General features: G+C 70.9%; 24 protein-coding genes. 11 read left to right on the top strand and 13 right to left on the bottom strand.

Going from position 1 to position 22,566, the window contains the following annotated elements:
- Positions 1 to 89: 89 nt before the first annotated feature.
- Positions 90 to 2,687 carry an ATP-dependent chaperone ClpB gene (gene clpB / locus IG05_RS0113740; protein WP_030342395.1) on the bottom strand — a complete coding sequence of 866 codons (2,598 nt, stop codon included), beginning with the start codon at positions 2,685 to 2,687 and terminating at the stop codon, positions 90 to 92.
- 112 nt (positions 2,688 to 2,799) lie between these two features.
- On the opposite strand from clpB, the gene IG05_RS0113735 reads away from it, so the two are divergent.
- On the top strand, positions 2,800 to 3,213 hold the full coding sequence (locus IG05_RS0113735; RefSeq protein ID WP_030342394.1) for a pyridoxamine 5'-phosphate oxidase family protein: 414 nt from the start codon (positions 2,800 to 2,802) through the stop codon (positions 3,211 to 3,213).
- 145 nt (positions 3,214 to 3,358) lie between these two features.
- On the opposite strand, the gene IG05_RS0113730 is transcribed toward IG05_RS0113735, so the two are convergent.
- Both IG05_RS0113730 and IG05_RS44995 read right to left on the bottom strand, forming a co-directional pair.
- A complete protein-coding gene (locus tag IG05_RS0113730; RefSeq protein ID WP_030342392.1) occupies positions 3,359 to 3,694 on the bottom strand; it encodes a hypothetical protein in 336 nt (111 codons plus the stop codon).
- A gap of 3 nt (positions 3,695 to 3,697) precedes the next feature.
- On the bottom strand, positions 3,698 to 3,901 hold the full coding sequence (locus IG05_RS44995) for a hypothetical protein (RefSeq protein WP_078894118.1): 204 nt from the start codon (positions 3,899 to 3,901) through the stop codon (positions 3,698 to 3,700).
- Positions 3,902 to 4,005: 104 nt separating this feature from the next.
- On the opposite strand from IG05_RS44995, the gene IG05_RS0113725 reads away from it, so the two are divergent.
- Positions 4,006 to 5,016 carry a helix-turn-helix transcriptional regulator gene (locus IG05_RS0113725; RefSeq protein WP_420707596.1) on the top strand — a complete coding sequence of 337 codons (1,011 nt, stop codon included), beginning with the start codon at positions 4,006 to 4,008 and terminating at the stop codon, positions 5,014 to 5,016.
- Here the strand turns inward: IG05_RS0113725 and IG05_RS0113720 are convergent.
- The 3 genes from IG05_RS0113720 to IG05_RS0113710 form a co-directional block, all read right to left on the bottom strand.
- Entirely contained in the window at positions 4,974 to 5,240 is a 267-nt protein-coding gene (locus tag IG05_RS0113720) for a hypothetical protein (RefSeq protein WP_030342389.1), read from the bottom strand. The genes IG05_RS0113725 and IG05_RS0113720 overlap by 43 nt on opposite strands.
- A 101-nt stretch (positions 5,241 to 5,341) precedes the next feature.
- Entirely contained in the window at positions 5,342 to 6,382 is a 1,041-nt protein-coding gene (locus IG05_RS0113715) for a helix-turn-helix transcriptional regulator (RefSeq protein ID WP_030342387.1), read from the bottom strand.
- Between the two features lie 284 nt (positions 6,383 to 6,666).
- On the bottom strand, positions 6,667 to 7,773 hold the full coding sequence (locus IG05_RS0113710; RefSeq protein WP_030342385.1) for a sugar ABC transporter substrate-binding protein: 1,107 nt from the start codon (positions 7,771 to 7,773) through the stop codon (positions 6,667 to 6,669).
- Between the two features lie 293 nt (positions 7,774 to 8,066).
- Here IG05_RS0113710 and IG05_RS0113705 point away from each other — a divergent pair, with 293 nt between their 5' ends.
- Positions 8,067 to 9,506, top strand: a complete 1,440-nt coding sequence (locus IG05_RS0113705) for a PA14 domain-containing protein (protein ID WP_051789783.1) — start codon at positions 8,067 to 8,069, stop codon at positions 9,504 to 9,506.
- Positions 9,507 to 9,564: 58 nt separating this feature from the next.
- On the opposite strand, the gene IG05_RS0113700 is transcribed toward IG05_RS0113705, so the two are convergent.
- The 5 genes from IG05_RS0113700 to IG05_RS0113680 form a co-directional block, all read right to left on the bottom strand.
- Positions 9,565 to 10,029, bottom strand: a complete 465-nt coding sequence (locus IG05_RS0113700) for a heat shock protein transcriptional repressor HspR (protein ID WP_030342382.1) — start codon at positions 10,027 to 10,029, stop codon at positions 9,565 to 9,567.
- 5 nt (positions 10,030 to 10,034) lie between these two features.
- Positions 10,035 to 11,207, bottom strand: coding sequence for a molecular chaperone DnaJ (dnaJ, locus tag IG05_RS0113695; protein WP_030342380.1), 1,173 nt, complete (start codon positions 11,205 to 11,207; stop codon positions 10,035 to 10,037).
- 42 nt (positions 11,208 to 11,249) lie between these two features.
- Positions 11,250 to 11,915 carry a nucleotide exchange factor GrpE gene (gene grpE / locus IG05_RS0113690; protein WP_030342379.1) on the bottom strand — a complete coding sequence of 222 codons (666 nt, stop codon included), beginning with the start codon at positions 11,913 to 11,915 and terminating at the stop codon, positions 11,250 to 11,252.
- On the bottom strand, positions 11,915 to 13,780 hold the full coding sequence (gene dnaK / locus IG05_RS0113685; protein WP_030342377.1) for a molecular chaperone DnaK: 1,866 nt from the start codon (positions 13,778 to 13,780) through the stop codon (positions 11,915 to 11,917). Before dnaK ends, grpE begins: the two co-directional genes overlap by 1 nt.
- Before the next feature lie 94 nt (positions 13,781 to 13,874).
- Entirely contained in the window at positions 13,875 to 14,894 is a 1,020-nt protein-coding gene (locus tag IG05_RS0113680) for an MraY family glycosyltransferase (protein ID WP_030342376.1), read from the bottom strand.
- Positions 14,895 to 15,065: 171 nt separating this feature from the next.
- Between IG05_RS0113680 and IG05_RS0113675 the strand changes: the two genes are divergently transcribed.
- Positions 15,066 to 17,348 (top strand): (Fe-S)-binding protein, encoded by a 2,283-nt coding sequence (locus tag IG05_RS0113675; RefSeq protein ID WP_030342374.1) that lies wholly within the window; start codon positions 15,066 to 15,068, stop codon positions 17,346 to 17,348.
- A 71-nt stretch (positions 17,349 to 17,419) separates the two neighbouring features.
- Here IG05_RS0113675 and IG05_RS0113670 read toward each other — a convergent pair whose 3' ends face one another.
- Positions 17,420 to 17,746 (bottom strand): antibiotic biosynthesis monooxygenase family protein, encoded by a 327-nt coding sequence (locus tag IG05_RS0113670; RefSeq protein ID WP_030342372.1) that lies wholly within the window; start codon positions 17,744 to 17,746, stop codon positions 17,420 to 17,422.
- A 226-nt stretch (positions 17,747 to 17,972) separates the two neighbouring features.
- A complete protein-coding gene (locus IG05_RS0113665) occupies positions 17,973 to 18,425 on the bottom strand; it encodes a helix-turn-helix domain-containing protein (protein WP_030342370.1) in 453 nt (150 codons plus the stop codon).
- A gap of 392 nt (positions 18,426 to 18,817) precedes the next feature.
- Between IG05_RS0113665 and IG05_RS42135 the strand changes: the two genes are divergently transcribed.
- The 7 genes from IG05_RS42135 to IG05_RS43665 all read left to right on the top strand — a co-directional run bounded on the left by IG05_RS42135 (position 18,818) and on the right by IG05_RS43665 (position 22,529).
- Positions 18,818 to 19,486 (top strand): hypothetical protein, encoded by a 669-nt coding sequence (locus IG05_RS42135; RefSeq protein ID WP_037813705.1) that lies wholly within the window; start codon positions 18,818 to 18,820, stop codon positions 19,484 to 19,486.
- A complete protein-coding gene (locus IG05_RS0113655; RefSeq protein ID WP_030342367.1) occupies positions 19,483 to 19,701 on the top strand; it encodes a hypothetical protein in 219 nt (72 codons plus the stop codon). Before IG05_RS42135 ends, IG05_RS0113655 begins: the two co-directional genes overlap by 4 nt.
- Positions 19,702 to 19,932: 231 nt before the next feature.
- Positions 19,933 to 20,340, top strand: a complete 408-nt coding sequence (locus tag IG05_RS0113650) for a hypothetical protein (RefSeq protein WP_030342365.1) — start codon at positions 19,933 to 19,935, stop codon at positions 20,338 to 20,340.
- A gap of 111 nt (positions 20,341 to 20,451) precedes the next feature.
- On the top strand, positions 20,452 to 21,030 hold the full coding sequence (locus IG05_RS0113645; RefSeq protein ID WP_030342364.1) for a hypothetical protein: 579 nt from the start codon (positions 20,452 to 20,454) through the stop codon (positions 21,028 to 21,030).
- Between the two features lie 93 nt (positions 21,031 to 21,123).
- On the top strand, positions 21,124 to 21,414 hold the full coding sequence (locus tag IG05_RS0113640) for a hypothetical protein (protein ID WP_030342363.1): 291 nt from the start codon (positions 21,124 to 21,126) through the stop codon (positions 21,412 to 21,414).
- A 65-nt stretch (positions 21,415 to 21,479) separates the two neighbouring features.
- The gene (locus IG05_RS0113635) at positions 21,480 to 21,836 is read left to right on the top strand and encodes a hypothetical protein (RefSeq protein WP_030342362.1); all 357 of its coding nucleotides are present in this window, start codon (positions 21,480 to 21,482) and stop codon (positions 21,834 to 21,836) included.
- 42 nt (positions 21,837 to 21,878) lie between these two features.
- Positions 21,879 to 22,529 carry a hypothetical protein gene (locus IG05_RS43665; protein WP_051789781.1) on the top strand — a complete coding sequence of 217 codons (651 nt, stop codon included), beginning with the start codon at positions 21,879 to 21,881 and terminating at the stop codon, positions 22,527 to 22,529.
- Positions 22,530 to 22,566 lie beyond the last annotated feature (37 nt).

Genomic DNA, 22,566 nt, shown 5'->3' with positions numbered 1-22,566 from the left:
CCATGAGCAGCGTCTGAGCGGACCGGCTCCACGGCCCCTCGCCCCGGCGGCCGGCCGGGACGAGGGGCCGTGGAGCGGCCGCGTGCGGCCTACAGGGTCTTGCCCGTCGCGGGGCCGACCAGCAGGCCCTCGCCGAAGCGGTCCACGCGGACCGTGTCGCCGTCCTTGACCTCGCCGGACAGGATCTCCTTGGCGAGCCGGTCGCCGATGGCGCTCTGCACCAGGCGGCGCAGCGGCCGGGCGCCGTACGCCGGGTCCAGGCCCTCCTCGGCCAGCCAGGCCAGCGCCTCGGGGGTGACCTCCAGGTTGAGCTGCCGCTCGGCCAGCCGCTTGGTGAGCCGGTCGATCTGGAGGCCCGCGATCCGCTCCAGCTCGGGCTTGGTCAGTGCCGAGAAGACCACCAGGTCGTCCAGCCGGTTGAGGAACTCCGGCTTGAAGGAGGACCGGACGACCTCCAGGACCTGCTCCTTCTTCTGCTCCTCGGAGCTGAGCGGGTCCATCAGGAACTGGCTGCCCAGGTTGGAGGTGAGCACCAGGATGGTGTTGCGGAAGTCGACCGTGCGGCCCTGTCCGTCCGTCAGCCGGCCGTCGTCCAGCACCTGGAGCAGGACGTCGAAGACCTCGGGGTGGGCCTTCTCCACCTCGTCCAGCAGGACCACGCTGTACGGGCGCCGGCGCACGGCCTCGGTGAGCTGGCCGCCCTCCTCGTAGCCCACGTAGCCGGGGGGCGCACCGACCAGGCGGGCCACGCTGTGCTTCTCGCCGTACTCCGACATGTCGATGCGGACCATGGCGCGCTCGTCGTCGAAGAGGAAGTCGGCGAGCGCCTTGGCGAGTTCGGTCTTGCCGACACCGGTCGGGCCGAGGAAGAGGAAGGACCCGGTGGGCCGGTCGGGGTCGGCGATCCCGGCCCGCGAGCGCCGTACGGCGTCGCTGACGGCGCGCACCGCCTCGCCCTGGCCGATGAGCCGCTTGCCGATCTCCTCCTCCATGCGCAGCAGCTTCTGCGTCTCGCCCTCCATCAGGCGGCCGGCGGGGATACCGGTCCAGGCGGCCACGACGTCGGCGATGTCGTCCGCGCCGACCTCCTCCTTGACCATGGTGTCCCTGGCGACCTCCTCCTCGGCCTCGGAGGCGAGCTCCAGCTCCTTCTCCAGCTGCGGGATCTCGCCGTAGAGCAGCTTGGCGGCGGTGTCGAAGTCGCCGTCGCGCTGGGCGCGTTCGGCCTGCCCGCGCAGGTCGTCCAGCCGCTCCTTCAGCTCACCGACCCGGTTGAGGGACTGCTTCTCCTTCTCCCAGCGTGCGGTCAGCCCGCGCAGCTCCTCCTCCTTGTCGGCGAGGTCGCGGCGCAGCTTCTCCAGGCGGGCGAGGGAGGCCGGGTCGGTCTCCTTGCCGATCGCCAGCTCCTCCATCCGCAGCCGGTCGACGGCACGCTGGAGTTCGTCGATCTCCACGGGCGAGGAGTCGATCTCCATCCGCAGCCGCGAGGCGGACTCGTCCACCAGGTCGATGGCCTTGTCGGGGAGGAAGCGGGAGGTGATGTACCGGTCGGACAGGGTGGCGGCGGCCACCAGCGCGCTGTCCGCGATCTGCACCTTGTGGTGGGCCTCGTACCGGCCCTTGAGCCCGCGCAGGATCGCGATGGTGTCCTCCACCGTCGGCTCGGCGACCAGCACCTGCTGGAAGCGCCGCTCCAGCGCGGGGTCCTTCTCGATCCGCTCCCGGTACTCGTCCAGCGTGGTGGCGCCCACCATCCGCAGTTCACCGCGGGCGAGCATGGGCTTGAGCATGTTGCCCGCGTCCATGGCGGAGTCGCCGCCGGCGCCGGCGCCCACGACGGTGTGCAGCTCGTCGATGAAGGTGATGATCTGCCCGTCGGAGTCCTTGATCTCGGCGAGGACGGCCTTCAGCCGCTCCTCGAACTCGCCGCGGTACTTCGCACCGGCCACCATCGCCCCGAGGTCGAGCGCGACCAGCCGCTTGTCCTTCAGCGACTCGGGCACGTCCCCCTTGACGATCCGCTGGGCGAGCCCTTCCACGACGGCGGTCTTGCCGACGCCGGGCTCACCGATGAGGACGGGGTTGTTCTTGGTACGGCGGCTCAGCACCTGCACGACCCGCCGGATCTCCTGGTCCCGCCCGATGACCGGGTCGAGCCGGCCCTCGCGGGCGGCGGCGGTGAAGTCGGTGCCGAACTTCTCCAGGGCCTTGTACTGGCCCTCCGGATCGGCGGTGGTCACGCGGCGTCCTCCCCTGGCCTTCTTGAAGGCCTCCAGCAGCTTCTTCGCCCCGGCGCCCTGCCGGACGAGCAGCTCGCCGGCGGCACCGCCCTGCGCGGCGACCCCGATCAGCAGGTGCTCGGTGGACAGGTACTCGTCGCCCAGCTCCTTCGCGCGCTCACCGGCGTCGGCGATCACGGCCAGCAGTTCCCGGTTGGGCTGCGGCGGCGCGACGGTGGACCCGGTCACGCTGGGCAGGCCGGCCAGGATCCGCTCCGTGCCGGCGCGTACGGCGGCCTGGTCGGCGTCCACGGCCGCGAGCAGGTCGGTGATGTTCTCGTTGTCCTGCCCCTGGAGCAGGGCCAGCAGCAGGTGGGCGGGGGTGAGGTCCGGGTGCCCCTCGGTCACGGCGCGATTGCTCGCCGCGTTGATCGCGTCCCGGCTCCTGTTGGTCAGCTCGGCGTCCACGGTGTCCGTTCTCCTCCTCGGCCTCGCACTGCTGACTTAACCAGCGTACACAAAGTTGAGTCTATTCCACTCAAGGTACGAACGGGAGGGCCCGCGGGTTTAGGTTGCGCGCATGACCAGGCACTCCGTAGACCCGGCTTCCCCCGGCGAGCCGTACCTCGCCTTCTGGCGCGAACGCCACCTGTGCACGCTGACCACGCTGCGCCCCGACGGCAGCCCGCACGTCGTACCGGTGGGCGTGACGTACGACCCCGGGGCGCGGCTGGCCCGGGTGATCACGAACGGGACGAGCGCCAAGGCGTGCCACGTGCGCGCGGCCGGGCCCGAGGGGGCGCGGGTGGCGGTGTGCCAGGTGGACGGCCGGCGCTGGGCGACGCTGGAGGGGCGGGCGTACGTGCGCACGGACCGCGAACGGGTCGCGGAGGCGGAGCGGCGCTACGCGCAGCGGTACGAGCGGACCCCGTCGCCGAACCCCGCTCGCGTGGTGATCGAGATCGAGGTGGAGCGGGCGCTGGGGCACGGCTGAGGTCCGACGGCTTTCGGCCACCGTGACAGAGTGCCGATACCCGGAAATGTCCCCGGAAACTGCAGCGGCGTCACCGTGTTCAGGTCACGGTGACGCCGCTGCGGGGGGAAGCGCCTGAGCGATGTGTTACGACGGGGGAATCGCGTCAGGCACTGCGGGGGGTGGCCGAGATGGTCCTCAGGTCGGACTCCTCCGGCTCGGTCAGCCGGTGGTCCCGCTGGTCCAGGTTCACAAAGATCATTCCGTACCGGATGGCACAGCGCACCGGCTGCGGCGCGCCACGCGGCTTGCGCAGGCACCGGAACGCCCGTACGTCCCCGTCCTCGTCCCGCGTGACGACGACCGGCTCCCCAAACACGGTCACCATCAGCGAGTCACCGCTGTGGGGGATGGCGGTGACCAGGTCGATGAAGTGCCAGCCGGAGCGGTAGGCGGTGGCCATTTCGCGACGGAAGGAGCGGTCGTCGGGTGGAGTAGTCATCAGTCAGCCCCAGGTGGTGTCGTCCGCACCATCGGAATGAGCCGATCCGGTGCTGTCCGCACTCACGGTGACCACCTTGGGAACCACTCCCCAGGTGGTGTCGCCGGCAGCGTCACGCTTCGCACCGGAGAGGCCACTCAGCGCGCCTATGGCCACAACGGTGGAGAAGGCGACGGCAAGCATCGACCGAAGCAATTTGTTGCGCATATTCGGCTTCGTCCTCACTTGAAGGTCCCCTCTTCCCCCGTCGAACAAGACGATGTCTCATTTGGGCACGTCATGGCCACACGATCGGTGCATCATGTTCCTGCATGTTCAGGACCCTGGGGGGTGGAGATTTGTCACCAAATCGGACCAAAGCGTCACATCCCCATGCGATGACTGAACTTTGCGAGGAGGGTAGCGGCCTTTACGCCAAGGCACTGCGTATGGGGCGGATAGCCCGTGCGGACGCGGAAGCCGCCCCCTGCCTCATGGAGTTCGCTCTCCTGCAGCCGGATCCCGACGACGCGAACTGGCTCCGCCCCACCCCTCCGTCGGTCGCCCTGGCCCAGCGGCTCAATCCGATCGAGCGCGAGATCTCCGACCGCCGGCGGCTGTCGATCGAACTGGCGGAGGTCTTCGAGCCGTTCATGGCGCTCAGCGCCCAGGACACCGCCTCCACCCACGCCATCTCGGTCCTGGAGGGCCTGGACCGCATCAACGCGGCTCTCGACGCCGCGACGGCCGAGTGCCGGTCCGAAGTGCTCACCGTGCAACCGACCAGCCGCCGCCTGGAGCACACCCTGATGCAGGGCCTGGAACGCGACCGGCCGCTCCTCGAACGTGGTGTGCGCATCAGGACGCTCTACCAGCACACCGCCCGCTACAGTCCGGAGACGCTCGGGTACGTGGCCCAGTTCTCCGTCGGCAAGGTGGAGTACCGGACCATCGACGAACTGGTCGAGCGGCTCATCATCTGCGACGAGACCGTCGCCTTCATACCCGTCCGCGACGATCGCCAAGTCGCGCTGGAACTCCGCCATCCCGGCCTGGTGCGCTACCTGATCAAGGTGTTCGAGTTCATGTGGGCCCGCGCGGTGCCGCTCAGCACCGGCGCTCCCTACGAGGCGGCCCCGGACGGCATCACGAACATCCAGCACTCCATCGCCAAACTGCTCGTCGAGGGCCTGGTGGACGAGGCCATCGCCCGCCGCCTCGGCATGAACGTCCGTACCTGCCGGGCCCACATCGCCAAACTCGCCCAGGCCCTCGGCAGCGGCAGCCGCGCCCAGCTCGGCTACCTCATCGCCCAGTCCGGCATCCTGGACCGGGACCACTGACGCCGACCGCACCGGCAGCGGGCGCCCAACAGGCCCACCCCGCCGAGGACATGTGCGCCCCGGGACGGGCCCCGGTCGCGCCCGTCGTGGCCCTGCCGGCCGCCCTTCGGCTGTTCCTGGTACCGGGCGGTGCGCGGCCGCACGCTCAGCAGCACCCGGTGGGCCTCCGCCATGGCCTCGGTGACGGCCGGGTCGATCCGCGCCTCGCCGTCGAGCCCGGCCACTCCCGTGTGCCCCCGAGCCGTCCGGACGCCCGTCCGCCGGCCGCACCTGGCGGAGCCCGCCGCCACGCTGGGCGGCGAGAGGCGGGCGCGGCCCGGGAGTCTCATCGCCCGGTCGGGGGTTCTTGGTCCGGCCCCGTGAGGGCGGTGGCCGGCAGGGTCGGGCGCCGGCCGTCCAGGCCGGCCTGGGCGATGCGGACGCCGAGCTGGGTGCGGCTGGCGGCGCCCAGGGTCTCGGACAGCCGGGCGATGTGGGCCCGGCAGGTGCGCACGCTGATGCCGAGCCGTTCGGCGATGACGGCGTCCTGGTGCCCCTCGGCGAGCAGTGCGGCGATGGACTGCTCCCGGTGCGAGATGCCCTCGATGCCGGTGTCGGGCAGCGGCGCGGTGAGCGGGATCGCGAGGCGCCAGAGGCGTTCGAAGACCGTGACCAGGTACTCCACCAGCGCCGGGTGGCGCAGTTCCAGGGCCATCGTGCGGTCGGCGTTGGCGGGGATGAACGCCACCGTGCGGTCGAAGAGGATGAGCCGGTCGATGACCTCGTCCAGGGTGCGGGCCTCCACCGTGTCGCCCATCAGCTCCAGGTAGTTCAGCAGGCCCTGGCCGTGCCGGGCCACGTGCGTGTAGAGGTCCCGCATCCGCACGCCCCGGCCGCGCAGCGCCAGCGCCCGGTGCAGGCCCTCGGTGAGTTCCGCCTCCCGCCGGATGCCGCCGGGCTGCACGGTGAGCACCTCGGTGGTGCACGCCTCGGTCGCCTCGTCCATCGCGGCCTGGATGCGGGAGAGTCCGTCCAGGACCCGGATGGCGCTGCCCTCGGCGGGTGCCAGCGCGTTCAGCCGCCGGCCCAGGCCCGCGTACCACTCGAACGCGGCCACCGCCGAGCCCATCCGCCGCTGGCTCTCGCTGACCTCGTCGTAGACCCCGCGCAGCAGCCGGGTCATGACCTCCTGCGGGGAGGTCGGCACCAGCCAGTCCATGTCGTCGGGGTCGGGGTGCAGCAGGGCCAGCTCCAGCAGACAGGGCACCGGTTCCGCGTCCGTGCGCGGCACCCGTCCCCGGCGCACGGCACGGGAGTACACCCGGTCCCCGGCCTCACACAGCCGGTCGGCACCGTGAGGATGCTCCTCCGCCCCGTGCCCGGCCATCGCCCATTCCACCCCCGGTGTGCTGCCACTTCCGCAGCGCAACTATGCGCGGCGCCGAAGGGGGTCCGCAACACGGCTCTCCCTGCGGCGGCCACCGGAAAACACCGCAGTGCCCCGCTTTCGGTGCCGTTCCGCTCCTCGCATCGCACCAAGATGACGGTGTGGCGCGGACGGGGCTCCCGGCGTCGTGGGTGCCGCTTCCCGCCCGGTGCCGCCGGCACCCGCAACGGCCCCGGCCGGGGTTCCGCCACCCCGGCCGGGCCGCACGAGAAGGGTGTACGGGCCTACCTGAGGCCGATCGCCGCGCAGGCGGCCTTGTACTTGGCGGTGCAGATGTCACCGACGCTGTAGATGCCGTCGGCGACGACGGTGTCCTTGATGCTGTGCTTGGTGAGCGCCGTCACCTGCACCAGCTTGGACGGGATGTCCTTGGCCGTGGGGCTGTCCACCCGGTCCTGGGTGAGGGCGTCGAACTGGATGTCCTTGCCCTGGATCTTGGTGACGGCGATCTGCGCGGCGGCCTCGGCCTCGTCCGGGTAGGACTTGTAGACGCTCATGTACTGCTCGCCGCCCACCACCCGCTGCACGGCGTCCAGTTCGGCGTCCTGGCCGGTGATCGGGGGCAGCGTGGTGACGCCGGCCGCCTTCAGGGCCTTGATGACGCCGCCGGCCATGCCGTCGTTGGCGGAGTAGACGCCGGCGATGTTGCTCTTGCCGATCTTGGCGATGGCCTTGGCCATGCCGGCCTCGGCGTTCTCCGGCTTCCAGTCGATGGCGTCGAAGCTGTCCGCGATGTCCACCTTGCCGTTCAGCTCGGAGAGCGCGCCCTCCTTGAACTGCTTGGCGTTGGGGTCGGTGGGCGAGCCGTTCACCATGACGATCTTGTCGGAGGTGTCGACGTTCGGCCCGAGCGCCTCCAGCAGGGTGCGGCCCTGCACCTCGCCGACGAGTTCGTTGTCGAAGGAGATGTAGGCGTCGATCGGGCCCTCGGCGAGCCGGTCGTAGGCGATGACCGGGATGCCCGCGTCCTTGGCCTTCTGCACCTCACCGGCGATGGAGTGCGCGTCCACCGCGTCGAGCAGGATGACGTCGGCCTTGCCGTCGATCATGTTCTGCATCTGCTCGGACTGCCGGGCGGCGCTCGCGTCGGCGTTGGCGTACTCCACCTTGCCCTGCTTCTTGGTGAGTTCAGCCACCTTGTCCCGGATGATGGGGTAGTCGAACTTGTCGTAGCGGGTGTTCGCCTTCTCCGGCAGCAGCAAGCCCACCGTGACGTCGTTGCCCTTGGTCGGGCTCGCGCTCGCGCCGTCCCCCGTCGCGTTCAGCACGCCGCAGCCGGCGAGCGAGAGGGTCATCGTGGACGCGGCCACGGATATGGCGATTCGACGCATTCGTGTGCTCACTTCAGGTGCGTTCCGGACGTGGGTGCTGCTATACGACCCAGGTGTCTGAAAAGACAACTTCGGGGCCGCACCCGGCGTCAAGGAGAATCACTTAACGAGTGCGCAACGCCACGCTCAGCTCCCCCTGTGAAGGTCACGCGAAACCACCTTCAAATACCCTTTACGGACCGTACATCCAAGGGGATTCACAGGCCCGCAAAGATCTGTACAACCAACCCGGCCGGTCACGAGTCGTGATCATGACGGCCCCGAGCCGCACTACGACTCGATCAGAGGACCGAATGAACTCAGCCAGCCGTGCGACCGCCACGGTCGTCGTACTCGCCGCCTCCGGTGCCCTGCTGGGCGCGGTCGCCCCGACCGCCTCCGCCGCGACCGGCTGCGCCGCGCCGGTCTACACCCGGCAGTTCTTCGCGAACACCACGTTCTCCGGCACCCCGAAGAAGGCGGACTGCGACAGCGCGGTCGCCGAGCAGTGGGGCACCGGCGCCCCCGCCACGGGCCTGCCCAAGGACAACTTCGGCGTCCGCTGGACCGTCACCCGCGACTTCGGCTCCGGCGGTCCCTTCGCCCTCACGGCCGCCGCGCAGGACGGCATCAGGGTCTACCTGGACGGCACCCGCAAGGTCGACCTCTGGAAGAACGTCTCGGCGACACAGAAGAAGACCGTCAACGTCAGCGTGCCGTCCGGCAGGCACACGCTCCGCGTGGACTTCGTGAACTGGACCGGCTCCGCGAACGTCTCCCTCGCCTACACGCCCCGCACCTCCCCCGACGTCGACAAGGTCAAGCCGCTGGTGCCTGCCGGTGCCGCGGTGACGTACGACTCCGCGACCGGCAAGGCGAAGGTCGGCTGGTCGGGGAACAAGGAGATGGACCTCGCCGGCTACCGCGTCTACCGGCGGCTGAAGGGCTTCCCGTACGAGGCGAAGCCGCTGGCGACGACCACCGCGACGACGTACACCGACGCCACCCTCCCGGTGACCGGCGACACGTACTACTACGAGGTCCGCGCCTACGACAAGGCCGGCAACGAGTCCGCGGGCACCGCGGACAAGCCGCTGACCACCGCCGACCGCACCGCGCCCGGCTCGCCGGCCGCCCTGACGGTCACCGACCCCTCCGAGAAGGACGGCCTGCGCATCGGCTGGTCCTACACGACCGGCGCGACCTCCTACCGGGTGTACCGGGCGGCGACCGCGAACGGCACCTACACCCGCCTGGGCGGCACCGGCGACCTGTCCTACCGGGACTCCACGGCCGTGGTGGGCACCACGTACTACTACCGGGTGACCGCGGTGGACGCGGCGGGCAACGAGTCCGCCCGTTCCGCCGCCCTCGCCGCCCAGCGCCGGGACGACACCCCGCCGCCCCTCGTCACCGGGCTGAAGGTCACCCCGACCGACTACGGCTTCGAGTTGACGTGGGACAAGAACCCGGCGCCCGACCTGCACCGGTACTCGGTCTACGCGGGCCGGGTGCTGAGCGACGGCGAGGAGCGGGTCTGCTCCGCCTCCCAGGACGCCTGGCTGATGCCCGACGAGACGTCCTACCGGTACACGTCGATCCCGGACGGCGAGGAGCGCTGCTTCTTCGTGGACGCCGTGGACACGAACTGGAACTCCCGCTACCAGTTGACCCGCGAGGCGAACGTGGTGGTCGCGACCGAGCTGGGCACGCCGCCGGCCGAGGGCGGCACCGAGCCGGGGTCCGCCGGCTGACAGGCATGCGGAAGAGGGGCCCGGCGTCCGGGCCCCTCTGCGTGCGCGGCTGAGCGCGTCAGTCCTGCTGCTGCCGTTTCGGCCGCCACACCACCAGCGCGCTGGTCTGCTGGACCTCCTGGTACGGCACCAGGTCGCGCCGGTATGAGGCGTGCACGGCGGCCTCGCGCTGCTGCATCGCCGCAGCGGCGCCGTCCAGGGCCGCCTGGAGCTCCGCGACGCGGGACTGGAGCGCGGCGACCTGGTTCTCCAGTTCGATGATGCGCTTGATGCCGGCCAGGTTGATGCCCTCGTCCTGCGACAGCTGCTGCACCTGGCGGAGCAGTTCGATGTCACGGGCCGAGTAGCGGCGGCCCCGGCCCGCGGTGCGGTCGGGCGAGACCAGGCCCAGGCGGTCGTACTGGCGCAGCGTCTGCGGGTGGAGTCCGGAGAGCTGGGCCGCCACCGAGATGACGTAGACCGGGGTCTCCTCGGTCAGTTCATACGGCCCACGAAAATTGTCACCGCGCCGACGGCCGTCCATCACTCTCAAGCTCCCTTCGCGGCCTCGAACAGCTCCGCCCGCGGGTCCTCGCCCGCGGTCGCCTCGCGATACGCCTCCAGTGCGTCACGAGCCTTCCCCGACACGTCCTTCGGGACACTCACCTCGACGGTGACCAGCAGATCGCCGCGGGTGCCGTCCTTGCGGACCGCGCCCTTGCCCCGCGCCCGCATGGTCCGGCCGTTCGGGGTGCCGGGCGGCAGCTTCAGGGTGACGGCCGGGCCGCCGAGGGTCGGCACCCGCACCTCGCCGCCGAGGGCCGCCTCGGTGAACGTCACCGGCACGGTGACGGTGAGGTTGTCGCCCTTGCGTCCGAACACGGGGTGCTCGCCGACGTGGACGACCACGTACAGGTCGCCGGCCGGGCCGCCCCGCTCGCCGGGCGCGCCCTTGCCGCGCAGCCGGATCCGCTGCCCGTCGGTGACGCCCGCCGGGATGCGGACCTGCATGGTGCGCGACGACTTGGCGCGTCCGCTGCCCTTGCACTCCAGGCAGGGGTGCTCGGCCATCAGACCGCGGCCCTTGCAGTCGGGGCAGGGGTCGGTGAGCGAGAAACCGCCACCGGAGCCCCGCGCGACCTGGCCGGTGCCGACGCAGGTCGGGCACACGCGCGGTGTGCCGTTCTTGTCGCCGGTGCCCGAGCAGGCCTTGCAGGGCGCCTGGGAGGACATCCTGAGCGGCACCGTGGCGCCCTCGATGGCCTCCGTGAAGCTGAGCGTGACCTCGGTGTCGATGTCCTGGCCGCGCCGGGGCTGGGTACGGCTCGTACCCGTGCCGCCGCGGTTGAACAGGCCTCCGAAGACGTCGCCGAGTCCGCCGCCGAAGCCTCCGCCCTGGGCGCCGCCCGCTCCTCCGAAGAGGTCGCCCAGGTCGAAGTTGAAGGAGCCGCCGGCCCCGCCCGGTCCGGGGCGGAAGCCGCCGTTGCCGAACAGCGCGCGCGCCTCGTCGTACTCCTTGCGCTTCTTGGGGTCGCCGAGGACGTCGTTCGCCTCGGAGATCTCCTTGAAGCGCTCCTCGGCCTTGGCGTTGCCCTTGTTGGCGTCCGGGTGGAACTCGCGGGCGAGCTTCCGGTACGCCTTCTTGATCTCGGCCTCGGTGGCGTCCTTGGGGACGCCGAGGACCTTGTAGTAGTCCTTCTCGATGAAGTCCTTGGTGCTCATCCTCGACGCACCCCCTTTCCGCGGTTCCCCTCAGTCCTCACGTCAGCCCTCGTCCGGGCCACCGCTCTCCTTGTCGTCGGCCGCCGGGGTGTTCTCCTCGGCGCCCTCGGCCTTGGTGCCCTGCGCGCCGGGCTGCGGCTCGGCGACGGCCACCCGCGCGGGGCGGATGGTGCGCTCGCCGATGCGGTACCCCGGCTGCAGGATCGCCACGCAGGTCGTCTCGGTGACGTCCGGTGCGTAACTGTGCATCAGGGCCTCGTGGATCGTCGGGTCGAAGGGCTCGCCCTCCTTGCCGAACTGCTGCAGGCCCATCTTGGCCGCGACGGTCTCCAGCGACTCGGCCACCGACTTGAAGCCGCCGACCAGCTCGCCGTGCTCCCGCGCCCGGCCGATGTCGTCGAGCACGGGCAGGAGCTCGGTCAGGAGGTTCGCGATGGCGATCTCCTTGACCGTGATCCGGTCCCGCTCGACCCGGCGGCGGTAGTTCTGGTACTCGGCCTGGAGCCGCTGGAGGTCCGCCGTGCGCTCGCCGAGCGCCGTGCGCACCTGGTCCAGCTGGGCGACCAGACCGGCGTTCTCTGTGCTCGCGTCCCCGGCCGGGGCCGCCCCCTCCTCGGAGGAGGAGGCGGCCTTCGGCTCGGCGTCGTCAGGGGTGGCGCCGGAGGGGACGTCGGGCTTCTCCTCGAAACCCGGGGTCTCCTCCGTCATTACGCGGCACCGTCCTTGCGCTCGTCGTCCACGATCTCGGCGTCCACCACGTCGTCGTCGGCGGCCTTGGCGCCACCGGCGGCCGCGCCCTCGGGACCGCCCGCGGCCTGCGCGCCCTGGGCGTCGGCGTAGAGCGCCTGGCCCAGCTTCTGCGAGACGGCGGCGACCTTCTCGGTGGCGCTGCGGATCTCGGCGGTGTTGTCACCCGCGGCGGACTCGCCCTTGAGGGCTTCCTTCAGCTCGCCGACCGCGGCCTCGACCTCGGTCTTGATCTCGCCGGGGACCTTGTCCTCGTTGTCCTTGAGGAACTTCTCGGTCTGGTAGACCAGCTGCTCGCCCTGGTTGCGGGCCTCGGCGGCCTCGCGGCGCTTGTGGTCCTCCTCCGCGTAGCGCTCGGCCTCCTCGCGCATGCGGTCGACCTCGTCCTTCGGGAGCGAGGAGCCGCCGGTGACGGTCATCTTCTGCTCCTTGCCGGTGCCGAGGTCCTTCGCCGTGACGTGCATGATGCCGTTGGCGTCGATGTCGAAGGAGACCTCGATCTGCGGGACGCCGCGGGGCGCCGGCGGCAGACCGGTCAGCTCGAACATGCCGAGCTTCTTGTTGTACGCGGCGATCTCGCGCTCGCCCTGGTAGACCTGGATCTGCACCGACGGCTGGTTGTCCTCGGCCGTGGTGAAGATCTCCGAGCGCTTGGTCGGGATCGTGGTGTTGCGCTCGATCAGCTTGGTCATGATGCCGCCCTTGGTCTCGATGCCGAGGGACAGCGGGGTGACGTCGAGCAGCAGGACGTCCTTGACCTCGCCCTTGAGGACACCGGCCTGGAGCGAGGCGCCGATGGCGACGACCTCGTCCGGGTTCACACCCTTGTTGGCCTCCTTGCCGCCGGTCAGCTCCTTGACGAGCTCGGCGACGGCGGGCATGCGGGTGGAGCCACCGACGAGGACGACGTGGTCGATCTCGTTGATGGAGATGCCGGCGTCCTTGATGACGTTGTGGAACGGCGTCTTGCAGCGCTCCAGCAGGTCGGCCGTCAGCTGCTGGAACTGGGCGCGCGTGAGCTTCTCGTCCAGGTGCAGCGGGCCCTCGGCGGACGCGGTGATGTAGGGCAGGTTGATCGAGGTCTCCGTGGAGGAGGACAGCTCGATCTTGGCCTTCTCGGCGGCCTCGCGCAGACGCTGCAGGGCCATCTTGTCCTTGGACAGGTCCACGCCGTGACCGGACTGGAACTGCTTGACCAGGTAGTCGACGACGCGCTGGTCCCAGTCGTCACCACCGAGGTGGTTGTCGCCGTTGGTGGCCTTCACCTCGACGACGCCGTCGCCGATCTCCAGCAGGGACACGTCGAAGGTGCCGCCGCCGAGGTCGAAGACGAGGATCGTCTGGTCGTCCTTGTCGAGGCCGTAGGCGAGCGCGGCCGCGGTGGGCTCGTTGACGATGCGCAGGACGTTCAGACCGGCGATCTCGCCGGCCTCCTTCGTCGCCTGGCGCTCGGAGTCGTTGAAGTAGGCCGGGACGGTGATGACCGCGTCCGTGACCTTCTCGCCCAGGTAGGCCTCGGCGTCCCGCTTCAGCTTCTGCAGGATGAACGCGGAGATCTGCTGCGGGTTGAAGTCCTTGCCGTCGAGCTGGATCTTCCAGTCGGTGCCCATGTGGCGCTTCACCGAGCGGATGGTCCGGTCCACGTTCGTGACCGCCTGGCGCTTGGCGACCTCGCCGACGAGCACTTCACCGTTCTTGGCGAAGGCGACGACGGACGGCGTGGTCCTGGCACCCTCGGCGTTGGTGATGACGGTGGGCTCGCCGCCCTCCAGAACGCTGACGACGGAGTTAGTCGTGCCCAGGTCGATGCCGACCGCACGTGCCATGGTTGATTCCTCCAGCTGACTTGAGTGGAACAGGCTCAAGTGTGCATGAGCAGAACCGCTGGGTCAACAGACCTGAGTCAGCCAGACTCAACTCTTATCCGTTCCTTACACGCAAGGGGCCGCTGACCTGCGTCGATGGCGGTCGGCGTCCGTGCGGAACGGGAATCAGAAGGAGTACGACGACGGCCAGCACCACCCCGCCGGCCACCCAGAGCACGGCCTTCTCCCCCGTCCACCCGGTGTGCACCAGCACCCCCACGAGCACCGAGGAGAAGGAGCCCGCCCCGAGCAGCACGACCGACCCGGGCGGGTTGAGCCCGAGGCGCCGCAGCCGGTGCGCGAGGTGGTCCGGGCCGCGCCGGAGCAGCGGGCGCCGGGCCACCCCCCGGGCGACGACCACCAGCAGGGCGTCGGCGACGGCCACGGCGCCGAGGCAGAACACCACCGCCGCGCTCGGACCGATGTCGTACCCCGCGCGCGTGAAGACGACCGCCGACGACAGCACGAACCCGGTGAACAGCGAGCCGCAGGCGCCGAGGCCGATCCGCGCGGGGTGCCAGTTGTGCATCAGGAAGCCGGTGAGGGCGGCGGCGACCACGCTCAGCAGCACGGCGAGCCCGTCCATCACCTCGGCGGCGGCGCACACCCCCGCGCCGAAGGCGGTGACCACGCCGACCGTCCCGGCCAGCCCGTCGGCGTGGTCGAGCCCCTTGAAGGCGAGGGTGGCCAGGACGATCCAGCCGACGGCCAGCATCCCGCCCGGCACGCCCGTCTCGTCGTACGGCACCACGCAGACCGCCGCCACGACCGTACCGGCGACGAGCACCCGCGAGCGCAGCCGCCACACGTCGGCCACCAGGCCGAGGCCGGCCACCGCGGCGGCGGCCACCAGCAGCTCGGCGACCCCTTCCCCGAGGGGGGCCACCCGGGTCCACTCCCCCGTTCCGGCGACCAGGCAGGTGACGACCACGACGGCGAGTCCCCCGAGCAGCGGCAGCGGACGCTGCCGGCGCCGGTCGAGGATTCCGGCCCTCAGGGCGGGCAGCCGGAGCACCGCCGCGAGCACGGCGGTGCAGAGCAGAGCGGCGGTGGCGGCGGCGATCCCGTAGAGCACGGCTCTAAGGTAGGGGCGAAAGTATCAATTCGGTACGAATAACACGATCCGATTGCCTGGCGGCGACCCAGATCACCCCGCGCTCTGCTGCATCCCGACGGAAGATGGGGGTAGTCTCAGACGGACTACATAAGTTACCGCTTAGTAATGTCGGCCGCCTCAGGAGCCCCAATGCAACTCGCCGCGATCATCGTGTCGCTGGTCCTGATCGTGGTCGGCGTGGCACTGTTCGGCCGCGCCCTCCTCCAGATCTTCAACCACCTGCGGCTGGGCCAGCCCGTGCCGGCCGGTACGCGGACCAACGATCCCGCACAACGCACCGTCACCCTGGCCAAGGAGTTCGTCGGCCACACGCGGATGAACCGCTGGGGCGTCGTGGGCGTGGCGCACTGGTTCGTGGCGGTGGGCTTCCTGACCCTGCTGCTGACGATCGTCAACGCCATCGGGCAGCTGTTCAAGGCCGACTGGATCCTGCCGGTCCTCGGCGACTGGGCGCCGTACAACGTCTACGTCGAGTTCATGGGCACGATGACGGTCCTCGGCATCGTCGCCCTGATCGCGATCCGCCAGCTGAGCCACCCGCGCAAGCCGGGCCGCAAGTCCCGCTTCGCCGGTTCCAACTTCGGCCAGGCGTACTTCGTCGAGACCGTCATCCTCATCGTCGGCGTCTGCATCTTCATGCTGCACGCCCTCGAAGGCGCCCAGCACCACGTGGACGGCTACGAGGCGTCCTTCTTCGTCTCCTACCCGGTGGTGTCGTGGCTGGAGGGCATGGACGTCTCCACCCTCCAGAACCTCACCTACTTCTTCGCCGGCCTGAAGATCGCCACCTCCTTCATCTGGATGATCACGGTCGCGCTCAAGACCGACATGGGCGTGGCCTGGCACCGCTTCCTGGCCTTCCCGAACATCTGGTTCAAGCGCAACGCCACCGGCGAGACCTCCCTCGGCGCCCTGCTCCCGATGACCTCCGGCGGCAAGCCGATCAACTTCGAGGACCCGGGCGAGGACGACGTCTTCGGCGTCTCCCAGGTCGAGCAGTTCTCCTGGAAGGGCCTGCTGGACTTCTCCACCTGCACCGAGTGCGGCCGCTGCCAGTCGCAGTGCCCCGCCTGGAACACCGGCAAGCCGCTCTCCCCGAAGCTGCTGATCATGTCGCTGCGGGACCACGCGCACGCCAAGGCGCCGTACCTGCTGGCCGGCGGCGGCAAGACCATGGAGGGCGAGGAGAAGGCGTCCGAGGAGGCCCTGAAGGACGTCCCCGCGGCCGCCCTGGCCGAGGCCGAGCGCCCGCTGGTCGGCACCGCCGAGGAGAACGGCGTCATCGACCCGGACGTCCTGTGGTCCTGCACCACCTGCGGCGCCTGCGTCGAGCAGTGCCCGGTGGACATCGAGCACGTCGACCACATCGTCGACATGCGCCGCTACCAGGTCATGATCGAGTCCGCGTTCCCGTCCGAGGCGGGCACGATGCTCAAGAACCTGGAGAAGAAGGGCAACCCCTGGGGCCTGGCCAAGAAGCAGCGCCTGGAGTGGACCAAGGAGGTCGACTTCGAGGTCCCGGTCGTCGGCAAGGACATCGAGGACCTCACCGAGGTCGAGTACCTGTACTGGGTCGGCTGCGCCGGCGCCCTGGAGGACCGCGCCAAGAAGACCACGAAGGCCTTCGCCGAGCTGCTGCACATCGCGGGCGTCAAGTTCGCGATCATGGGCGGCGACGAGAAGTGCACCGGTGACTCCGCCCGCCGCCTCGGCAACGAGCCCCTGTTCCAGGAGCTCGGCATGGAGAACGTGATGGCCCTGAACACGGCGTTCGGCGAGGAGCTGGACGACGAGGGCAAGGTCGTCGCGGAGTCCGCGAAGCCGAAGTCGGCGAAGAAGATCGTCGCCACCTGCCCGCACTGCCTCAACACGCTCGGCAACGAGTACCCGCAGCTCGGCGGCGACTACGAGGTCATCCACCACACCCAGCTGCTCCAGCACCTGGTGGACGAGGGCAAGCTGGTCCCGGTCACCCCCGTCGAGGGCATCATCACGTACCACGACCCGTGCTACCTGGGCCGCCACAACAAGATCTACACGCCCCCGCGCGAGATCATCGGCAAGGTCCCGGGCCTGCGCAACGAGGAGATGCACCGCCACAAGGAGCGCGGCTTCTGCTGCGGCGCCGGCGGCGCCCGGATGTGGATGGAAGAGCGCATCGGCAAGCGCATCAACAACGAGCGCGTCGACGAGGCCCTGTCCCTCAACCCGGACATCGTCTCCACCGCCTGCCCGTTCTGCCTGGTCATGCTGACCGACTCGGTCAACGGCAAGAAGAACGAGGGCAAGGCCAAGGAGTCCGTCCAGGTCGTGGACGTCGCCCAGCTGCTCCTCGACTCCGTCCGGACGCCGGTCGACCCGGCGGGCGAGGCCGAGACGGAGAGCGAGCCGGAGCCCGAGCCGGTGAAGTAACGGCCCCTGGAACCCGACGGCGCCCCCTGACCCGCACAGGCAGGGGGCGCCGTCGTACGTCCGTATGTCCGTCAGGCGCCCTTGGGCGCGGCCTGCTGCACCACCTCGAAGGACCACAGGGTCGAACCGGAGGCCGCCGGCCTCGGGCGCTCGCCGCCCTCGCCGCCGCCCTGGTGCGCGGATTTCATCGGCCCCTCCATCCAGGCCTGGAACGACTCCTCGTCACGCCAGCGGGTGTACACGAGGTACTGGTCGGTGCCCTCGACGGGGCGCAGCAGCTCGAACCACTCGAAGCCGTCGGAGTTCTCCACCGCGTGGGCCCGCGAGGCGAACCGCTGCTCCAGCACCTCCCGCTGCTCGGCGGGAACGGTCAGCACGTTGATCTTCACTACGCTCATGCGCCCATCCTGTCCCATGCGGCGGCCGGTGCCGCACGGCACTCGCGGCCCTTGCGCCGGCAAGGGGCCGGCCGGGGTACGGCGGCCCTGGCGACATCCCTGGCCCGCGGTGCCGCGGCCGTCCGGTTCCCCCTCGGACGGCACACTCGGCGGCCCCGCGTGCGGGTGGGCGGTGCTCCGGTGCCCCGCCGGCCGCCGTCGGACCGACGGCCGGGGCGGCCCGGCATCAGGATCGCGCCTGTTCCTCGGCCTCGGGCGACACCCCGGCCGTACCCACCCGCAGCTGCTCGGTGATCTGGACGAACGCGGCGCGCAGGTGTTCCGGGATCCCCAGGGCCGCCGCCGCCTGCTCGGCGGAGAGGGCCGCCGCCCCGGCCGGTGACGGCACGGCGGGCGGGGCGGGCGCCTGGGGCAGGTCCTCCTCCGTCAGCTTGCCGGACCGGATGAGGACGTCCCGGACGGGGACGCCGAGGGCCCGGGCGAGCCCCCGCATGGTGTCCAGGTCCGGCATGCTCTGTCGTTGCAGCAGCCGGGTGACGGCCGCCCGGTGCACGCCCGCGTCCTCGGCGAGCTTGGTCTTGCCGCCGCCACGCGGGCTGTCGATGTCGTAGCCGCGCGCCCGCATCACGTCTTCGACCCAGCCGGCGAAATCCTCGATGTGCTCGGCATCGCTCTTCATCTGTGGTGCTCCCCTGTTCTTCGCTTCCCCCCGTGCCCACTCTAGCGTTCGCGCGCACACGAAATATGTGGGTGCGCGCACGCACAGCGGTAAGGATTCCGTGAAAGGGCAGGCGCGTCGACCTCATCCGCCGAACCGGCCGGCAATGTCATATTCCATTGCGCGCGCCTGCGCAACATGTGACACTGTGTGCGCGCACGCAACAAGTAGTCCCGGAGCCCACCAGTGTGGCCTTCCCGGCCGCCCTGCCCGTCGGCCTCCTGTGCCGGACCGCCCGTCGACACCGCATCACCGCCGACAGCGCCTCACCGCCGAGACCGCCCCACCGCCCCACCGCCGACAGCGCCCCACCGTCGACACCACCCGCCGCCAAGCGATCGGAGTGCCCTTCCATGAGTTTCGACCCCGCCCGTCAGGACACCGCACGCGCCGCCCGCTGGATCGACATCCTCGCCCGCCAGTTCCCCGATCTGGTGGCGGAGCTGGCCCCGGGCGGTGGTCGCGCCGGCATCTCGGCCGGCCGCTCCCGTGGCGCCGGCGGCGGCGCGGGAGCGGCCCCGATCCGGCTCCACGTCTCCGACGCGCTGCGGGACATCACCGACGGCGTGACCGAACTGGAGGAGGCGGTACGGGACAAGCTGGGGCTCGGCCGCGCGCCGCGCGCCGACGTGCCGGAGCGGCTGCGCCGCATCGCCGGGCTGCTGGACCGGGTCGCCGGCCACCCCGCCCTCGCCCGCCACGTCCTGGACGAGTGCCGGCGCATGGCCCGCCGCGGCGGCCGCACCCTCGGCACGCCGGAGGCGATGGTCCGCGTCGACGGCCGCTGCCCGTGGTGCGACTCGGTCTCCCTGCGCGCGCTGCCCGCCGCGCGGACCGTCCTGTGCGTCAACCCCGGCTGCCGGTGCACGGATCCGGGGTGCGCGTGCGCCGGCGACCCGGGCCACCGGCACAGCTGGGCGGAGTCCGCGTGGGAGCGGCTCGCCCGGGAGTCCGGGGCTGACGCCGACGTGATCGCCGCACTGGTCGACGCCGCCGAGGCGGCGGAGGAGGCCGTCCGATGAGCCGTACGCCGAGCCGGCTGCTGCCCGCCGGGCCGACCCTGGTGACCGGCCCCGCGGCCGCGGCGGAAGCGGGGGTCACGGCCGCGACCGTGCGCAAGTGGGTGCAGCTGGGCCGGCTGACCGCGGCCGGCAAGCAGGGCCGGGCCCACCTCTTCCGCCTGGAGGACGTCTTCGCCGCCGAGCGGGCCGCGCGGGGGCGGTCCGGTCACGACTGACCGCGCCTGCCGTCCGATCGCCCCGTCGCACCCTGTGGTGCGGCGGGGCGATCCGCGTTCCCGGCCGCCGCCGCGGCTTCCCCGAAAACTCGGTGTTGCGCTCGCGCTCGCAACATGTCACAGTTGGTGCAGCGGCGGAGCTGTGCCCGGTGCCGGAAACGGCCCGGACACCGGCCCGCTGCTTCGTCGTAGCCATTCGCAGCCATCCCCTCCGCGAAGGGAGGCCCTCCCGTGGCCGATCCGACGGTCACCTTCCCCGACGTCGAACGACTCGTCGTCGACTACCTGAAGACCCGCGCCGAACTCGCCACCGCCACCGTGGACAACGTTCCGCCGGGCGGTTTCGACGGCACCCAGCAGGTCGTCCTGGTCTCCCGCTCCGGCGGGGCCTGGATCGACGACCAGCGTCTCGACCAGCCGCTGGTGGACTTCGAGGTCTACGGCCCCGACAAGACCACCGCGCACACCCTGGCCCTGAAGGTCCGCTCGGCAGTCCTCACGCTGCGCGGCACCCTCTACGGCACGGCGCGCGTCACCGACGTCGTCGAGGCCGACGGCCCGCGCTGGCTGCCCGACTGGAACCGGTCGGCGGCCAACCGCTACTACTCCACGGTCCGGCTGCTCATCCACACGGCCTGAGCGCCGCCCCCGAACAGGCCCTGCCCGCCTTCCCGTGAACGGCAGGGCCTTCGCGCTGTCCGGACACCTCCCGGTGCCGGGCGATTCACCATCCACTCAGAGGAGTTACGCATGGCTGGCAACAACGCCAACGAGATCCGCGTCGCCGGTACCGGACGCATCCTGGTCGCCCCGGTCGGCACGGCCGCGCCGACCGACACCGCCGCGGCCTGGGCGGCGGCCTGGAAGGACCTCGGCTACACCTCGCAGGACGGCATCAAGCTGTCCAAGAAGGACAAGCTGGACCCGGTCGAGACCTGGCAGTCCGTCTCCCCGGCCCGGTTCATCTACTCGGACCGCGACCTGACCGTGAAGTTCCAGCTGCTCCAGCTGAACGAGGACACCCTGCCGTTCTTCATGGGCGGCGACGCCCTCGCCGAGACGGCCACCGGCTCCGGCATCTACAAGTACGACCTGGCCGTCGCCCCGAAGTTCAACGAGAAGGCGCTGGGCATCGAGTTCACCGACGGCAGCTCGATCACCTACCGCTTCGTCATCCCGCGCGGCCAGGTCACCGAGACCGAGGAGCTGTCGCTGACCCGCACGGCCTCCATCAAGCTCGGCGTCACCTTCACGGCCCTGTCGGTCGACGACACCAAGCCGCTCGCCACCTTCCTGATGAAGGACCCGGCGTACAGCACGGCCTCCTGACCCTTCCCCTCCCCCGGCGGGCGGGCCGGGACGCACCCCCGCGTCCCGGCCCGCCCGCACCCCCATCCGCCTTTGTACGAACGGAGTTGATCCATGGCAGGCTTCGACGTCAGCGCCGCCCGGGCCCAGCGCCTGGAGGCGCTCGGCCGCAGCTGGTCGTTCACCATCGACGGCGACACCTTCACGCTCCCCACCGAGCTGACCCGCAAGACCGCCCACGCCCTGCGCCGGCTGGACGACAACGACGTGGACGGGCTGCTGCGCGTGCTGCTCGGCGACGCCCAGTACGCCCGGTTCGACCGGCACGACATCACCATGCAGGACATCGCCGCGATCATGGAGGCGTACGGCAAGGAGACCGGGCTCGGCCTGGGGGAAGGCTGAGCCTCGGCGAGCTGGTCGACGAGCACGCCGAGGCCCTGGAAGCGGACCTGCTCCGCCACTACGGCGTGGACCTGCTGGACTGGCACCGCGGACGGCTCTCCTCGCGCCGGCTCGCGGTGCTGGTCAGGCACCTGCCGCAGGACAGCGCGACGCTGCGGGAGCTGCACGGCGAGGCGGCCGACTGGTCGGTCGGCGACTACCTCCTCGCCGCCGTCGTCGACCAACTCGCCGAGGCCAACTGGATGTTCGCGACGGTCAACCGGGACGAGGACGCGGAACCGCTGGAGTACCCGAAGCCGGTACCGCGGCCGGGCGCGGCCGGACGGACGGACGGTGCGGACGCCGCCGAGCCGCCGTCCGATGCCCCGGAACCGCCGGCCCGCAAGCCCACGGCGACCGAACTGGCCCAGTTCTTCTCGTAGTCCCCCTCGGTTCCCCTTGTCGTAGTCAGGGAGCGATGACCCATGACGAGTTACACCCCCCTCAACGCACTCCCCTATCCCCAGCCCGCCGATCCCGCGAACCTGCCGCTGCACCTGCAGTCCCTGGCCGAGGGCATCGACGGGCGGACGGTCCTGCGGTACGCCACCGCCGCCGACCGGGACGCGGCGGTCACCGTCCCGGCGGCCGGCATGGTCGCCTGGCTGACCACCCCCGGGACGCTCAGCTACTACACGGGTTCGGCGTGGATCGCGCTCGGCGCGTGGAACACGTACACCCCCGCCTGGACGGCGACGACGACCGCGCCCGCGATCGGGAACGGCACGCTGACCGGCAAGTACGCGGTGGTGGGCAAGGTGTGCCACTTCACCACGCTGGTCACCTTCGGCTCGACGACGGCGTACGGGAGCGGCTTCTACAGCTTCGGCCTTCCGGTCACCGCCGGGGCGCTGGGCGGCCTGCCGCAGTTCCACGGCATGGCGACCGTGCCCGGCAACCGTGCGGTCCTCGTCGCCCAGCCGGGCGCGTCGACGGGCGCGACGTCGTACACGCTGTGGGGTCCGGCCTCGGCGTCCGCTTCCGGGATCGGGCAGATCGGCAGCGGGGGTGTGTTCGGCACGGCCTTCGCGAGCGGCAACGTCATCCGGATCGGCGGCACGTACGAGGTGGCCTGAAGCGCCCCCCTGTTTTCCGGTCGGCATCAGGAGGGTG

The organism is Streptomyces sp. NRRL S-1022, assembly GCF_000720135.1.
GTDB lineage: Bacteria > Actinomycetota > Actinomycetes > Streptomycetales > Streptomycetaceae > Streptomyces.
The sequence above is the reverse complement of the archived record's forward strand: the minus strand, read 5'-3'. Positions and strand labels throughout refer to the sequence as shown.

What these genes read in the sequence shown, in the direction of transcription:
- IG05_RS0113670 (WP_030342372.1), bottom strand. Translation starts at nt 17,746, where the DNA reads ATGAGCGTAGTGAAGATCAACGTGCTGACCGTTCCCGCCGAGCAGCGG.
- IG05_RS0113735 (WP_030342394.1), top strand. Translation starts at nt 2,800, where the DNA reads ATGACCAGGCACTCCGTAGACCCGGCTTCCCCCGGCGAGCCGTACCTC.
- IG05_RS42135 (WP_037813705.1), top strand. Translation starts at nt 18,818, where the DNA reads ATGAGTTTCGACCCCGCCCGTCAGGACACCGCACGCGCCGCCCGCTGG.
- IG05_RS0113665 (WP_030342370.1), bottom strand. Translation starts at nt 18,425, where the DNA reads ATGAAGAGCGATGCCGAGCACATCGAGGATTTCGCCGGCTGGGTCGAA.
- IG05_RS0113705 (WP_051789783.1), top strand. Translation starts at nt 8,067, where the DNA reads ATGAACTCAGCCAGCCGTGCGACCGCCACGGTCGTCGTACTCGCCGCC.
- IG05_RS0113710 (WP_030342385.1), bottom strand. Translation starts at nt 7,773, where the DNA reads ATGCGTCGAATCGCCATATCCGTGGCCGCGTCCACGATGACCCTCTCG.
- dnaJ (WP_030342380.1), bottom strand. Translation starts at nt 11,207, where the DNA reads ATGAGCACCAAGGACTTCATCGAGAAGGACTACTACAAGGTCCTCGGC.
- IG05_RS0113730 (WP_030342392.1), bottom strand. Translation starts at nt 3,694, where the DNA reads ATGACTACTCCACCCGACGACCGCTCCTTCCGTCGCGAAATGGCCACC.
- IG05_RS43665 (WP_051789781.1), top strand. Translation starts at nt 21,879, where the DNA reads ATGACGAGTTACACCCCCCTCAACGCACTCCCCTATCCCCAGCCCGCC.
- IG05_RS0113700 (WP_030342382.1), bottom strand. Translation starts at nt 10,029, where the DNA reads ATGGACGGCCGTCGGCGCGGTGACAATTTTCGTGGGCCGTATGAACTG.
- IG05_RS0113655 (WP_030342367.1), top strand. Translation starts at nt 19,483, where the DNA reads ATGAGCCGTACGCCGAGCCGGCTGCTGCCCGCCGGGCCGACCCTGGTG.
- IG05_RS44995 (WP_078894118.1), bottom strand. Translation starts at nt 3,901, where the DNA reads ATGCGCAACAAATTGCTTCGGTCGATGCTTGCCGTCGCCTTCTCCACC.
- IG05_RS0113645 (WP_030342364.1), top strand. Translation starts at nt 20,452, where the DNA reads ATGGCTGGCAACAACGCCAACGAGATCCGCGTCGCCGGTACCGGACGC.
- IG05_RS0113715 (WP_030342387.1), bottom strand. Translation starts at nt 6,382, where the DNA reads ATGGCCGGGCACGGGGCGGAGGAGCATCCTCACGGTGCCGACCGGCTG.
- IG05_RS0113640 (WP_030342363.1), top strand. Translation starts at nt 21,124, where the DNA reads ATGGCAGGCTTCGACGTCAGCGCCGCCCGGGCCCAGCGCCTGGAGGCG.
- grpE (WP_030342379.1), bottom strand. Translation starts at nt 11,915, where the DNA reads ATGACGGAGGAGACCCCGGGTTTCGAGGAGAAGCCCGACGTCCCCTCC.
- IG05_RS0113675 (WP_030342374.1), top strand. Translation starts at nt 15,066, where the DNA reads ATGCAACTCGCCGCGATCATCGTGTCGCTGGTCCTGATCGTGGTCGGC.
- IG05_RS0113725 (WP_420707596.1), top strand. Translation starts at nt 4,006, where the DNA reads ATGTTCAGGACCCTGGGGGGTGGAGATTTGTCACCAAATCGGACCAAA.
- dnaK (WP_030342377.1), bottom strand. Translation starts at nt 13,780, where the DNA reads ATGGCACGTGCGGTCGGCATCGACCTGGGCACGACTAACTCCGTCGTC.